Raw genomic sequence first — 14,994 nt, 5'->3', positions numbered from 1 at the left:
GCCTGGCCACCCGAATCTTGCGCCAGAGCCTGCTTCCGCCGAAAAAGCCACAGGAAGGTCAAGTGCCCACCGCCCTGCCGGCCGCTTTGATGTGGGGCAGCCCATGGTTTACACTCAAGCCCATCCGAATTTCAACCCAAGGATTCACAGCAGAAAGGACCTTCCATGGGCACTCCATCGCCGATTCCCATTTTCGACGGCCACAACGACACCCTGCTCCAGCTCCATCTGCAGGAACCCCCAAACTGTCGTTCCTTCTTTGAACGCAGCCAGGAGGGCCACATCGACCTGCCCCGGGCCCGGGAAGGCGGGCTGGGTGGAGGGTTCTTTGCCCTCTTTACCCCCTCGCCCCGTTCCAACGATGGCCTGCCGGCAACCCACAACCCGGCCGGCGCGCCGGAGCCCCAGCCCGTGGACCAGCCCCACGCCCTGGCCTTCACCATGGCCCTGGCGGCCCGCCTCTTCCGTCTGGAAGAAGAGGCCCAGGGGCAGGCCCAGGTGGTGCGCACTGTGGACGAGCTGGTCCAGGCACTGGAGGATGGCGTCCTGGCCATGATCTTCCACATCGAAGGTGCCGAGGCCATCGACACCCAACTGGACAGCCTGGAAGTCTTCTACCGGGCAGGGCTGCGCTCCCTGGGAATCACCTGGAGTCGTCCCAACGCCTTCGGCACCGGCGTCCCCTTCCGCTTTCCTTCCTCCCCGGACATCGGCCCGGGCCTGACCGAAGCCGGCCGGGCCCTGGTGCAGGCCTGCAACCGCCTGGGCATCCTGATTGACCTTTCCCACCTGAATGAAAAGGGCTTCTGGGACGTGGCCGCCCTCTCTAACGCCCCCCTGGTGGCGACCCACTCCGGCGCCCACGCGCTGGCGCCTTCCAGCCGCAACCTGACCGACCGCCAGCTGGATGCCATCCGGGACAGCGGTGGCGTGGTGGGGGTCAACTTTCACGTGGGTTTCCTGCGGGAAGATGGCCAGGTGGACGCCAACACGCCCCTCGACCGAATCGTCGACCATCTGGACTACATGGTGCAGCGTATGGGCGTGGCCCATGTGGCCTTCGGCTCGGACTTTGACGGCGCCACCATGCCCGCCGAGCTGAAGGACGTGGCCGGCCTGCCCCGCCTGATGGAGCGCCTGCGGGCCCGGGGCTACGGCGACGCCGAGCTGCGCCAGATCGCCTACGAGAACTGGGTGCGGGTGCTGCGGGCCACCTGGCGATAGGCCACGCGCCCTCAGGGTCTGTCCAGCTCGCGCAGATCCTCCGGATAGCGGACCAGCACCCGGTAGCCGCCATTCCACGGATGCTCCCGGGCAAACTGGCTGACGATCCCGGTGACCTGCCACCGTTCACCCCGATTCACGTACGGGCGTCGCCAGCCCAGGCTGCTGCGCACCGTGACCCGCACCGCTTCTGCCTCCGGCTGGTCGGGGTCGGCCAGGAAGATGCTGTCCCCCTGCCATCCGCTGACCACGCCCTGGAAGGTCACCAGCCGACCTTCCAGGGATTCGCCGATGTCCGCCACCCGGACCGGCAGCGGCTGCAACGGCGTGCCCACTTGAAAAGGCCAGATCTGCTCCGGGCTCTCTGCCCGGAGCTCCATCTCGCCGCGGAAGGACTTGAGCACCCCGCGTACCAGGACCCAGCTCCCTTCCTCCATGGGCAGAAAGTCGCCGCTGTTGAGGTAGACCTGAATGCCCAGGCCGGCCAGGGGCAGGGGATTTCCCTGGGCGTCCAGGGCCGGCTCGGCCACGTAGATGGCCGAGTTGAACAGGCCCGGGGGCGCCACCACCTGGGCCCGAAACTCTACCGTGGCTTCCAGCCCTCGCCGCTTGGCCTCTGCCAGCGAGCCCGGCGGCCCAGGTGCCTGCCCTTCGGCCGCTTTTTGGGCCGGGCGCTCATCCTCGTCCTCGCCTTTGGAGGCGGGGGGCGGCGGCGAGGGAAGCGGTGGCGGCCCCGATGGCGGTGTAAAAGGCACCGTCTCGGCACTTCCCTGGTTGGCCTGGCCAGGGGTGGCGGCGCTGGTGGTGGACCACTGTTCGCTGCCATCGGGCAAGCGGGCCAGGGCCGTGCCCCAGCCGGGGAAGCTGTGCCAGGCCACCTGATCTACCACTGCGCCGGTGGGATCCAGCAGCCGGATGCCATCCTGGTCGTTGTTCAGGCTGAGGCCGCTCTCCCGACGCCAGAGAACCAGGCGGCTGCGCCCGTTGAGATATCGGCCAGGGCCAAAGACGAAGCGCCGGGCACTCGCCTGGGCATCCCCGGCCAGGGCCATGGATTCCAGGCCATCCACCAGTTGCCATCCCACCAGCGACACGGGTCCATTGCCCGGGTTGTAGAGCTCGATGAACTCGTCGTCGCTGTCCACCACACCGTCGCCGTTGAGATCTCCCGCCGGCGCCGGCAGCACCTCGTTGAGGAGGACCTGTCCACCGCCGCCTGTCCGCACCTGGAGGGGCGCTGTCACCGCGAAATCGCCATCGGCCTGGGTGACCACCGCGGCCAGCCAGCTTCCGGGTACCGCCGGCAGGTTCAGGATCCAGTGGCCATCTGGCGAGGGGATGTCCAGCTGCCGGACTGGCTGACCGTCCTGCCAGATGGCCACGCCCAGGGCTTCGCCCGCCTGGTCGCCGTAGCGGACGTGCAGCACCACCTGGTTGGCGGGTGCGATCGATTGCCCCATCCACGTGCGCTGGCCATCGGGCTCCTCCGCCTGGAGGGTCACCCAAAGGCCGGCGGCGCTGGTGAGCCACCCCCGGCGGGCGCGCAGGGCTTCCAGCACCCCGTCTACATCGGCCTGCCGGACAGCCAGGCCCGTGTAGCGGGGCTGGCCAGGCAGGAGGGCCGGCAGGGGCGGGTTGTGATTCCCGGCGGGCAAGAGGGGGCGCCCGGCCACGGACCACCGTTGAAAGAGTCGGGCCAGCCCGTCCGGTACGGCCAGGGTGTCGGCGGTCAACGCGGCCACGGCGCCATCAACCGGCCCAACATCCGCCAGGGCCTGGAGCGGCCAGCCCTGCTGCCCGGCCCATTGGCTCAGGCCTTCCCAGGAAGCGGCCTCCACCGTCTGGGGAGCGTAGACCACAGCCTGGCGCCCGTCATTCCCTTGCCAGCGCCAGCCGGGAACGGCGATCATGCCCAGGGCATGGGCGACGCCCTCCACATCCAGGAAGACCCGGTGGGGATCCGCCAGGGCCACGAAGTCGAGCCCGGCAGCAGCCCCGGCGGCCAACACGTAGTGGGGCGGCGCGGTGCCTCCCGGGCTGTAGTTGGAGAAGGCAGCCAGCGTCCCCCACAGGGCCACCATGCCGTCGGCCAGGGTTGGCCGGGGATGGGCACGGGCCAGGGGAGTGCCGCGCGGTTCAAAGGGCCGGGGTGGCCCCAATAGGAAACGCTCCCGCACGTCAGTCACCCCTGGAAAACGAGGCCCAGGTACCCGCTGCAGGCTCTGGCCTGGGCCAGCAGCCAGGTATCCGCCCAACTGAAGCCGTCCATATTCACCCTCTGCGAAGGCTACCGCGTCGGCCAGGCGGCGGGCGGGCGTGAGCAACACCACTTCATCTCCCTGATCTCGCAGGGCAAAGGTGCCGCTGGCCAGGGTACGCTCCCGCGCCAGGGTCGTGACGACGGGGTCGCTCTCCTCCAATTCGGCGTCCGGCGCGCGGCCGAAGCGCTGGCGAAAGGCTGCCCCGTTGCGGGCAACCACAAAGGTGGCGCCGGGCTGCAGGAGGTACCCGGCCGGCAGGGCGTACAGGCCTTCGTTGTCGCCCGGCACTTCGGCATCTCCCAACAGCCAACCGCCCAGATCCAGGGGCGTATCGCCGCTGTGGTACAGGGCTACGAACTCCTCGGCGCTGCCGTCATAAAGGACCTCGTCGATCACCAGCATGCTGCCGTTGGGCTCCAGCGGCCAGGCATCACCCAGGGAAGGCGCAGGCAAGGCCGTGGCGGTGGGGGTGGGCGTGGCCGTCCCGGTGGCCTCCGGTGTGGGAACGGGGGTACCGGGGGAGAGGGTGGGCGCGGTGGGGGAGGTGGGCTGGTAGGGCCGGCCCGGCGACCCCCGATCGCCCAGAGAGCCGGGCCAGGGCGCCGACGCCGCCTGCCACGCCTGGGGATCGGCTAGATCTGTGCGTTCCAGGCTGGCCCCGGTGGGCAATCGCAGGCCGCTGTTCCCACCCCAGGCCACCTGATCCACCACCGCGCCCCAGGGCGCGACGAGGAGCACTTCATCCTCGTCGTTGGCCAGGGAGAAACCATCGTAGACGTAGTCCACCGGTACGCCACCGTTCTGGTCCTGGTCGGCCTGGCGCCCCAACACCACGGTCGCACCCGGCTGCAGCCAGAGGTCGCGGGCGATGACATGGCGGTCTTTCCCCCGGTCGGCCAGGATCCAGCCACTCAGGTTGACCGGCTGCTCGTCGGCGTTGAAGAGCTCCAGCCACTCCCCATCCCGGTCGGAGACGGCAGCTGGATCGCCCATGATCTCGCTGAGGAATACCCGTGGCGGCGAGCCAGGAGGCGGCCCAGAACGGGTGGCCGTGGCCGTGGGTGTGGCGGAAGGCGTCGGCGGGGGCGGCGTGGCCGTGGGCAGGCTTGCGCGAAAGGGTTGTCCGGGCGAGCCCCGGTCGCCCAGGGAGCCAGGCCAGGGAACCTCGGCAACGGCCCAGGCTGTTTGAGAATCCCAATCGGTGCGCTCCAGACTGGCCCCCTGTACCACTTGTACGGGTCTTTCCCGCCCCCACAGGACCCGGTCTACCTCCACGCCGTCGGGCGAGATGAGGAGCAACTCGTCCTCGCCGTTGGCCAGATCCAGGCCGGTGTACTGGTACTGGGCCTGGACGCCGCCGTTGGCCCCAGGGTCGCTGTTGCGGGCCAGGACCAGATAGCCGCCCGGCGGGATCCACAGCTCCGTCGCAATGGGATGCCAGTCCCGGTCCAGGTCGGCCAGGATCCAGTCCTGGAGGTTGACGGGGACATCTTCCAGGTTGACCAGCTCAATCCATTCGCCCTGGGCGTCGGCCACCACCCTGGGGTCGGCCAGAAACTCGCTGATACGCAGACGGGGCGGTGGGGCCACCGGCACAGTCGGCGTCGGGGTCGGCACCGGCGTCGGAGAAACCGGCGTCAAAGTTGAAGTCGAAACCGGCGCAGGCGTGGGGATGGAGGTGGGTGGCGGTTCGTCGCTGGGGGCAGGCGGAATGGGTGTGGCGGTGGGCGTGGGCGGAGCCGGTACGTAGGGCTGGCCAGGGCTGCCCCAATCCCCGGCAGAACCGGGCCAGGGCCCCGTGGCCGTCTGCCAGGCATCGCCAGAGTACCAGTCCACCCGCTCCAGGGAAGCACCGGGAGTGGTGGGCAGGCCCCGCTCCCGCCCCCACAGGACCCGGTCTACCTCCACGCCGTCGGGTGAGATGAGGAGCAACTCGTCCTCGCCGTTGGCCAGATCCAGGCCGGTGTACTGGTACTGGGCCTGAACGCCGCCGTTGGCCCCAGGGTCGCTGTTGCGGGCCAGAACCAGATAGCCGCCCGGCGGGATCCACAGCTCCGTCGCAATGGGATGCCAGTCCCGGTCCAGGTCAGCCAGAATCCAGTCCCGAAGGTTGACGGGGACGTCTTCCAGGTTGACCAGCTCAATCCATTCGCCCTGGGCGTCGGTCACCGCCTTGGGGTCGGCCAGAAACTCGCTGATACGCAAGTTGGGGGGCGGCGTGGGGGTGGTCGCCAGTGTTGGGGTGGACGTGGGCGTCTCCGTGGGCGTTTCGGTCGCCGTGGGCGACGGCGTGGGGCTGGGTGTCTCGGTGGCGGTGGGCGTGGGAGTGCCCGTGTCAGTGGGCGTGGGCGATGGAGGCGCCGTCTCCGTAGGCGTGGGCGTCTCCGTGGGCGTTTCGGTCGCCGTGGGCGACGGCGTGGAGCTGGGTGTCTCGGTGGCAGTAGGCGTGGGAGTGCCCGTGTCAGTGGGCGTGGGCGATGGAGGCGCCGTCTCCGTAGGCGTGGGCGTCTCCGTGAGTACCTCGGTCGCCGTGGGCGACGGCGTGGGGCTGGGTGTCTCGGTGGCGGTGGGCGTGGGTGGGTCCAGGGGGAAGGGCGTTTCTTCGCCGCCCTGGATGGTGTTGGCCTGGAGGCCAGGTGGGTTCATCCACAGGGTCCAGAGCAGAGCCAGGCAGAGGGTAGTCAGCAAACACGCGGGCCAGGGACGACGCGGCCGGCGGAACAGCCGGCAGAGCAGCCGATGGGCTCGGGGGATCAGCCGCATTGTCCATACCTCCTCGACGGGGGATGTTGGAAGTTCAGGACCGTTCTTCGGTTGTTTTGGATGGTTGGGACAGATTAGCGCCCCGGGTCGGGCGCACCGGTGGAGTCAGCCGGTCGCAGAGAGGACACAGGCTGGCTGTCACCTTGTCTGCGGTTCCCATCATAGGCAACTGGAATCGGGTTGTCAACCGACGAATGAACTAAACTATTGGATGCGCTTCATCGAGGCATTTCTTCCCCTCTGGGTGGCAACCCTGCTATCATTGATCTGGATCGTCATTGTCGTCCGCTGGGGGTAACCACTTCCCCCATGGTGGCCATTCCCGGCGGGCCTGTATCCTTGCCGGCACGGGCACGCCAGGCTCCGGCACCTTTCGGGAGAAGCCTATGAAAGCATTGGTCCTTGAAGAAAAACTGAAACTTTCCCTGCGGGACATCGAACTGGATGAGCCCATGGGGCCCCACGATGTGCGCATCGCCCTCCACACGGTGGGCATCTGTGGCAGCGATGTCCACTACTATACCCACGGCGCCATCGGCCCCTTCGTCGTCCGAGAACCTATGATCCTGGGCCACGAGGCCTCGGGCACGGTGATCGAAGTGGGCAGCCAGGTGAAACATCTGCAGCCCGGCGACCGGGTCTGCATGGAGCCAGGCATCCCAGACCCCAACAGCAAGGCCACCCGCCTGGGCCTCTACAACCTGGATCCGGCCGTGCGCTTCTGGGCCACGCCCCCGGTCCACGGCGTGCTGCGCCCCACCGTGGTCCACCCGGCCGCCTTCACCTACAAGCTGCCGGATAACATCAGCTTTGCCGAGGGCGCCATGGTGGAGCCCCTGGCTGTAGGTCTCCATGCCGCCAACAAGGCTCGTATCCGCCCCGGGGACGTGGCCGTGGTCATGGGGGCCGGCCCCATCGGCATGGTGACCGCCCTGGCCGCCCTGGCCGGGGGCTGCAGCCGGGTGATCATGACCGATGTCCAGCAGCCCAAGCTGGATCTGGCCGCGACCCTGGGCCCCATCACACCAGTGAACGTGGCCCGGGAACGCCTGACCGATGTGGTCCAGGAGCTCACCGACGGCTGGGGCGCGGACCTGGTCTTCGAGTGCAGCGGAAACGAACAGGCCGCGGCCAGCGTCTTCGAGCCCGTCTGCCCCGGCGGCGCAGTCATCTACGTGGGCATCCCCCTTCAGCCCATCGCCTACGATGTGGCCGCCGCCCAGGTCAAGGAAGTCCGGGTGGAGCACGTCTTCCGCTACGCCCACGTCTATCCCCGGGCCCTGGCCCTCATGGCCAGCGGCAAAATCGACGTCAAACCCCTCATCACCGATCGCTTCACCTTCGACCAAAGCGTGGAGGCCTTCGAGTTCGCGGCCCACATGCCCCCCTCGTCGGTGAAGGCCCAGATCGTGGTCGCCGAGTAACCCAAACAGGTTCGCCTCTGGAAAGGAGTGGATGCCCCATGGCTGACGACATTTTGAACGCGCCGCCCATCCTGGAGCGCTTTCGCCTGGACGGGCGGGTGGCCCTGGTGACCGGAGCCGGCCAGGGGATCGGCCGCGGCTTTGCCCATGCCCTGGGCGAAGCTGGCGCCGCCGTGGCCGTGGTGGATCGGGTGGCGGAACGGGCCGAAGCCGTGGCCCAGGAACTGGCGGACAAAGGGATCGATGCCCTGGCCGTAACCGCGGACGTGACCAAGCCGGATGAGGTCCAGGCCATGGTGGACGCGGTGCTCCGCAAGTGGGGGAAACTGACCATCGGCGCCAACAACGCGGGCATCGGCCTCTGGGCCGACGGCGAAAGCATGACCCTGGAGGAGTGGCAGCGGGTCATCGACATCAACCTGACCGGTGTCTTCCTCTGCGCCCAGGCCGAGGCCCGTGCCATGCTGGCCGCCGGCTACGGCAAGATCATCAACACCGCGTCCATGTCCGGCCGCATCGTCAACACCCCCCAGAACCAGTGCGCCTACAACGCATCCAAGGCCGGCGTGATCCACCTGACCCGCAGCCTGGCCGCCGAATGGGCCCGACGGGGCATCCGGGTCAACAGCATCAGCCCGGGCTACACCCGCACCCAACTGGTGGAAGAGCTGACCCAGACGCCCGAGGGCCAGCAGATGGTCCCCCGCTGGCTGGATCTGACACCCATGGGGCGCATGGCAGAGGTGACCGACCTCCAGGGCGCGCTGGTCTACCTGGCCGCACCGGCCTCGGATTTCATCACCGGCCACGACCTGGTGGTGGACGGCGGATACTGCGTCTGGTAAGTCCGGCGCACTACACCGGAATCTGGCGCTGCCGAATTTCGGCCAGGGTTACAGGCCGGCCGGACCGGGTCCAGGGGACACTGTCCAACTCAGCGGGGAGGCAGGCTTCCTGGTACGCAGCCCGGAAGACATCCTGGAGCCCGGCCACCCAACGCACATCCCCATCCTGCCGGTAGAGCCGATCCGGCAGGGTGACAATGTCGGGCATGGAAAGCTGGGCGCCGTTGATGGCGTAGACGTGGGGTGTGGCCGCAGCGATGCCACAGGCCACCGGCTCGCCCGTGCGGACGGCGTCCACGCTCTGCCAGAGTTTGTTGCCATCGTGGGCAAAGGGATCGCCGTAGTCCTTCTGACGTCCATCCGCGAAGGTGGCCTGGATGGTGCCGCCGTCCGTGTAGCGAACCACCGCCTGCTCAAATTCAAACTGGAAGAACGGCCCCTCCCGCCGTTGGACCGAATGGGCTGCGTAGAAAAGTAGCTCCACGCCCTCTTCGGTGTAGCAACGGATGGCCGCGGCATCATAATTTTCAATGGGATTGGCCCGGTACAGCTCTGCCTCCACCTGGGCCGGAAACGCGGACGTCTCCCGGCAGCTCCCCAAGACGTAGAACATGTTGTGCAGATAGTGGGCCGTGGCGTTACTGGCCGGGCTGTCCAGCACCCAGCGGCCATCCTGGCTGCGGATGCGGCCGGCCCAGTTGTTGCGCGCGTAGTAGGCGGCGCCCCGGGGCCACAGGACGCACGTCTTGAAGCGGCGGGGCTGCCCCAGGACCCCCTCCTGGATATCCCGTTTCAGGGCCTGGATGGCCTCGGAAAAGGACCACTGATAGCCCACCGCGACGAATCGGTCGGCCTGGGCTTCGGCCTGGGCCATGGCCGTCGCCTCGGCGACGGTGGCGCACAGGGGCTTCTCGCAGAGGACATGGGCGCCGTGGGCCAGGGAAAGCGCCGTCAGTTCGGCGTGGAAGTGGATGGGCGCCGCGATAACCACCAGATCCGCCTGGTGGGCCGCCAGGCAGGATGTTAGGTCGGGGAAAATTTCCACGCCCCGGTCCTGCAATTGGTCCAAAAACGGACTGCCCGAAGGCCGGGGATCGGCCGCCGCCTGAAAACGGACCCCCGCCTGTTCCGCGCCTGCCAGCAAGTGGCGCAGGTAAAAGTGACCATAGCCGCCGATTCCGGCCAGGATCAGTGAAACTTCGCGATTCATATTTCCCTCTCTACTGCTTCGATGAATGTTTTGCGGATGACTCCATGACGACGACCCCATGACCAAGAGCCGTCGGTCACTACAGTGGCCCAGAGGGCGCAGCCCTTCCCCCAGCCGAAGAGGCCGGCAACAGGAGGGCCCGCCCCCGCACGCCCCACCAGACTAACAACGTTTCCACCACAAAGCCGGTGACCAGGGCCGAGATGCCCAGGGTCGCGCCGGTGATGCCCCAACGGGGCAGAAGCATGAGCGCGGCCAGGATGGCGGCGAAACGGGCCGGCGCACTCGGTGCCATGGCAGCCGTGCGCCGCTCCACCAGGGCCACGCCGTGCAGGTAGGCCCGGGCCATGACCACAAACGACAGAAACGAAATGATGCGCAGGGGAATCACGGCCCCTTGAGCCAACGCCGGCGTCAAGCCGATGAGCCCTTCCAGGATGAACCCCCGCAGAGGTGTCCAGAACAGGAGCAACATCATGGCGAAGGAGATCCCCCCGCAGGCCAGGGCAAAACGGCGGATGGCCGCCAGCGCGCCCCGCTGCTCCTGGAAGGCGGGGGCCAGACTGCGAATCTCGTTGAGCCAGCCATAGGGCAGGCGCCCCAGGGTGTACACCACCGTCAGAATGGCCAGCGCCGCGCCGGCCGCGTCCCCCTGGGTCTGCCGGGCGACGAACAGGTTGATGACAGGTCGGCTCAACTCTTGAATCACCATGATCAGGGCCAGGGGCCAAAAGAAGCGGATGATGGCCCCGTAGCCAGGTACCGGGGCCGGCGCACCCGCCCGCTGGGCCGGCCGCCAGCCCCGCCTATATCCCCAGAAGATGATTCCAAGTTCCACCGCCAGGCCGGCATAGAGGGCCAGGATGGGCAGGCGGATGGGCTCGGCCCGGACCAGGGGCACCGCCAGCAGCAGGAAGACCGTGGCGATGCTGACCCCCAGATTGGCCAGGGTGGCGTAGCTCACCACCACCGTCCGCCGCGCCCGCAGAAGCAGGCCGGCATGGAGCAGGGAGAGGGCCTTGAGCAGCGGATAGGGTGCCAGCCACAACAGGGCCACCCGCACGATCGCTCCCAGGTGTGGATCCACGCCATGCAACCCCTCGATGACCCAGTCGCCGGCTGGGGTCACAGCCAGCGAGGCCAGCCCCACGCTGAGGATGACACCCGCCATGGCCACAAACCGCCGCACAGGCCGCAGGCTCTCCCGGTCTACCGCCAGCACCAACCCCAGCTCTTTGGCCTGGGCCAGGGGGCTGGCCAGAAACAGCACCAGACCCCAGGCCAGCCCGTAGCCGGCCAGGGTCTCGGTGGCCCGGGGCATCCGGGCCATGCCGGCGTTCAACACCTGACTGCCCAGCTCCAGCACCATGGCCGTCACGGCCAAGGGCAAAAGAAAACGGGTGAATGGAATCCACATGGTTGCGCTCTTCTAGCAGAAAACATGGCACTACTGCACAAAGGTCAAATGAGGACGCTGCCCCACGCAGATGAACGCTGATTCGGGTTACTCTCTCCTGCATTTCATTGCGCCTTTGTGCCTTTGCGTTCAAAAATGCCCTTCTTACAGGGGAGTCAAACATGTCAAACATGGGGTGAACACGGCGAGAGGAGGGCGCGCAGAAAATCTTCCCCAGCCTGGGTTAGATCCTGGGTCAAGTCAAAAGTAAGGCTGCGCACCCGGATGCCGTTGATCACCGTGTCCAGGGGCTGGGCCAGCGGCATGGGATAGACCAGCGCCGCATCCCGGGCACCCTTCGCCTGGGCATAGGCCAGGACCTGGGCAATGTCCTCCGGCGCCGGGCCATCCGCCCCCGGCTTGTACTTGGTATCCAGGATCCACCGGGGACGGCCGGAGCGAGTGTCGTAGATCACCAGGTCCAGGGTAAAATACCGGTTCCCGGCCGGATCAATGGGGCATCGCTCCTGGACGGCAACCCGCAACGACGGCTCCAGGTGTTGGCGCAGCCAGGCCGCCACGAAACGCTCGAAAAGCTGGCCCACATCCACCAAAAAGGGCACCATCTCCCAGTCCCCCTCCTGATAGGCAGGGCCCTGCTGCGCCAGGAAAAAGGCGCAGAGGGCGTGAAGGGGGCGGTAGTCCTGGGTCAGCCGATGGTAGACGCGCCCGCGACAGTCGTCGGCGGTGAAGGGGCGCAGGGTCACCCCGCCGGCCAGCCGCCGAAAGGCCCGGAGGACGGTGGCATGCTCCTCTCCCTGACAGAAGCCACCCCGCAGGATGGTGTGGAGGGTCCAGGCCAGGATCTGGTTTTCCGCCACGTCTGGCGTGAACTCCTGGTAGCGACAGGGCACCCCCACCTCCCACGGCCGCTGCGCCAGGGCTTTGGTGCGCAGTTGACCCCGCAGGAAGGTCTGGCGTCCCTCCCGTACCAGGTAGGCCTGGTGGATCCCCTGCCGCAGCCGCGCCAGTACCCCCTCGGCCAGCAGGCACGCCAGCCGCCCGTAAAATTCGGGGAGGGACGCGGCCTGGAAGCAGCCATCCAGAGAGCAGACGCCGGCCAGGTCGTAGGCGTAGGCCAGCAGGCGAAACAGGTTGGGGATGGGCAACCGGGGAACCAGGGCCAGAGCCAGGTTGGGCGTGAGGGGAATGTAGCCGGCCCAGCCCTGGGCGGTGAGTTGCCATTGGCCCTGGGTCTTAAACGAAGGAGGCTCGATCTGGACCCGATGGCTGTGGTGTTGCCAGAGCCAGGCCACCGCCTCGGCGGGCAGCGCCTCCGCCGGCAGCCGACAGGGCTCGTAGGCCACCAGGGTCACCACCTGGAGAGGATGCCCGCTCATAGGCCCAGTTCCCGACGCACACGGGACCAGCGGAACTCGTCCACCCGGTCGGGGCGATCGAAGAAATATTCTTCCAGGTACGGCTCGACTTCCAGCTGCCAGATGTCCCGGATCTCGTCGGCCAGGTTGGGGCGCAGGAAGTAGGTCACCCCCAGGGCAAAGTGGGGATCGTGAATTTCCCGGTTGAGCCGCTGGAGCAGAGTCACCAGGGCTTCCACCGGGAAATCGCTCTGGATGCGAGCATGGTAACGGCGGAGCATGTCATAATCCGGGTAGAGGGGCAGGAAGGCAAAACGCCGCCGGAGGGCATGGTCCACCAGGGCGATGGAGCGATCCGCTGTGTTCATGGTGCCGATGATCCGCACATTGGCCGGGATGCAGAAGCGGGTGTTGCCCGCAGCCAGGGCGATCTCCTCGTTGCGGTACTCCAGCAGGTACATGAGTTCGCCGAAGACCTGGGCCAGATGGGCCCGGTTGATTTCATCGATGATGAGCACGCAGCGCCCCTGCCGGTGGGCTGCCTGGCGGCAGAAGGTCAGGAAGCGCCCGGGTACCAGGGCATAGTCCAGCCCCGCGGGCGTGGCCCGGGGGCGGATCCCCTGGACAAAATCTTCGTAGGTGTAGGCGGGGTGAAACTGAACCAGCTCCACGAAGCCATCCCCACCGCCCACCAGGTGGCGGGCCAGCATCCTGGCCGTGTAGGTTTTGCCCGTGCCCGGTGGGCCGTAGAGGATGGCCTGCCCCTTGCGCTCAATGGCGGCCACCCAGCGGTCCAGGGTCTCCTCTTCCAACCCCGTGGCCGCGGCACAATCGGCCAGGGAGAAGGCGGGCTGGGGTCGGGCGTCCTCCCTGGGTACTGCCGGAGGGGTCGAGGCAGGCTCCGGCGTGACTTCGTACGCCCCGGCCGATTCGGTCAGCCGGCGAATGGCCGGGGATTCGTTCTCCAGGGTTTCCTCCCGCCGGCGGCGATAGATCAGCTCCTGGTAGATGGCCTGGATGGCCTGGGGCGTGGGCGTCAGCGCCTGGCCCTGGCGGGTGAGCTGCCAGAGGCCCCGCTGGGGAGAAGTGAGCAGCCCGGCCTGGACCAGGGTATGGCGGGCCCGGTGGATCTGGTTCTTGACCCGGCTGCCCCCCCGGGCGCCGCCGCCAGCCAGGGCATCCGCCGGCAGCCCCATCCGGTCCAGAACCTCCTCGGTGACCTCCCGGGCCGGCCCCTGCCCACCGCGCGCCTGAAGCGCTGCCACCATGGGGGCGCAGAAGCGCAGGAACTCGGGCGTGGCGGGCGGTTCTAGCGGCGGCTCCCGGTCAAAGAGGGCGGCCACATCCACCTGGCTGGCCGGCGCCTCCTGGATGGCCAGGAACTCGGCTTCGGTGAGCTCGCCCAGGGTGTCCCGCCAGCGGGGCTGGTGGATGGCCCGGGGGGTGAGATCGTGCCATTCCACCGGCCGGCGATGGCCCAGGGGCAGATCGGGCACGAAGTAGTAGGCGCCGGCCACGGTCCCAATGGCCAGCACCACCTCCCCGCCTACGTGGACCACCACCCGGTCGCCTTCCGCCAGCTGACGGGCGAAGCGCCAGGCCTGATCCGCGCCGCGCTTGGTCCACTGGGGATACTGGGCCACCAGGCTATCCCGGCGCCGCTGAAATTCCCGACGGTCGATCCCGGCCAGATCGCCCAGTTCGTCCCAGCCCACGGCCACGTAGTGCCCCTCGCGCCACTCCTGCCACTGCCAGAAATCGTCCCCCGCGGCGATACGCCAGAAGCGGATGGCCCGCAGGGGAAAACGGCGGATGGTCACCAGCCAGTGGCAGAAGCGGTCGAAGGTGTCGGCCGGTTCGGCTGACCGCCCATGGACCTGGGCCAGCAACTCCTGGTGCGCGGCGATGAACGTCTGGAGGGCGGCGTTGGCCTGGGGGTAATCGAGCAAGGCCGCGGTGAAAGAAGCGCCGGTAAAGTAGTTGAGCACCTGGCAGACCCGGCTGTTCCAGAGGAGGAAGGCATCCGGCCGCAGGGCGTTGAGGATGGGCGAGAGCATGCCGGCCTGAAAGCCTTTGGTGTAGGGCAGGGCGCTGAAAGCCTGGCAGGCATCGGCCAGGGCGGCGGGCTCTGCCACACAGCGGCGCACCAGCTCATAGATGGCTGCAGCCACCTGGGGCCAATCCTCCGGCTGGATCCAGCCTGCGGCCTCATAGCGGCTGCGCACGTCGCCCATCGCCGCCGGGGTGCCGTGGATCCAGGCCCCCCGCCAGCGATTGGCGGCGGTGTCGGGGTGGGGAAGCAGCTTCAACAGCACGGCCTCGGTGATGTCCAGGCCTTGCTCGGCCAGGCGTTGCACTTCCTGGAAGTGGCGCTGGGCCTCCTGGCGGCTCTGGCGATAGGCCTCGGCCTGGGCCCGTCCCTCGGCGGTATCCAGGTAATGCTGGCCACATTCCTGGAGGAGCGCTGCAAACTCCTGGCGTTTTTCGTCCAT

Annotated in this window: 8 protein-coding genes; 3 read left to right on the top strand and 5 right to left on the bottom strand. The window is 67.9% G+C overall.

Translation table 11 applies throughout. The features are described from left to right. Positions 1–165 precede the first annotated feature (165 nt). Positions 166–1,224, top strand: a complete 1,059-nt coding sequence (locus FKZ61_RS14715; protein WP_141610890.1) for a dipeptidase — start codon at positions 166–168, stop codon at positions 1,222–1,224. A gap of 11 nt (positions 1,225–1,235) precedes the next feature. Here FKZ61_RS14715 and FKZ61_RS14710 read toward each other — a convergent pair whose 3' ends face one another. Next, positions 1,236–6,248 carry a lamin tail domain-containing protein gene (locus tag FKZ61_RS14710; RefSeq protein ID WP_141610889.1) on the bottom strand — a complete coding sequence of 1,671 codons (5,013 nt, stop codon included), beginning with the start codon at positions 6,246–6,248 and terminating at the stop codon, positions 1,236–1,238. A gap of 386 nt (positions 6,249–6,634) precedes the next feature. On the opposite strand from FKZ61_RS14710, the gene FKZ61_RS14705 reads away from it, so the two are divergent. Together FKZ61_RS14705 and FKZ61_RS14700 are read left to right on the top strand one after the other, a co-directional pair. Continuing rightward, entirely contained in the window at positions 6,635–7,672 is a 1,038-nt protein-coding gene (locus FKZ61_RS14705; RefSeq protein WP_141610888.1) for an NAD(P)-dependent alcohol dehydrogenase, read from the top strand. Between the two features lie 38 nt (positions 7,673–7,710). Then, complete coding sequence (locus tag FKZ61_RS14700; RefSeq protein ID WP_141610887.1) at positions 7,711–8,517, top strand: SDR family NAD(P)-dependent oxidoreductase; 807 nt, start codon at positions 7,711–7,713, stop codon at positions 8,515–8,517. Between the two features lie 10 nt (positions 8,518–8,527). Here the strand turns inward: FKZ61_RS14700 and FKZ61_RS14695 are convergent, their stop codons facing one another. The 4 genes from FKZ61_RS14695 to FKZ61_RS14680 all read right to left on the bottom strand — a co-directional run bounded on the left by FKZ61_RS14695 (position 8,528) and on the right by FKZ61_RS14680 (position 14,994). Beyond that, positions 8,528–9,727 (bottom strand): Gfo/Idh/MocA family protein, encoded by a 1,200-nt coding sequence (locus tag FKZ61_RS14695; RefSeq protein ID WP_170199764.1) that lies wholly within the window; start codon positions 9,725–9,727, stop codon positions 8,528–8,530. A 79-nt stretch (positions 9,728–9,806) separates the two neighbouring features. Beyond that, positions 9,807–11,144, bottom strand: coding sequence for a hypothetical protein (locus FKZ61_RS14690; protein WP_141610885.1), 1,338 nt, complete (start codon positions 11,142–11,144; stop codon positions 9,807–9,809). A 164-nt stretch (positions 11,145–11,308) separates the two neighbouring features. After that, positions 11,309–12,523: an McrC family protein gene (locus FKZ61_RS14685; RefSeq protein WP_141610884.1), complete on the bottom strand. Its 1,215-nt coding sequence runs from the start codon at positions 12,521–12,523 to the stop codon at positions 11,309–11,311. Then, complete coding sequence (locus FKZ61_RS14680) at positions 12,520–14,994, bottom strand: AAA family ATPase (RefSeq protein WP_141610883.1); 2,475 nt, start codon at positions 14,992–14,994, stop codon at positions 12,520–12,522. Before FKZ61_RS14680 ends, FKZ61_RS14685 begins: the two co-directional genes overlap by 4 nt.

This window comes from Litorilinea aerophila (assembly GCF_006569185.2).
Lineage (GTDB): Bacteria > Chloroflexota > Anaerolineae > Caldilineales > Caldilineaceae > Litorilinea > Litorilinea aerophila.
This window is presented reverse-complemented; position numbering and strand designations above follow the sequence as displayed.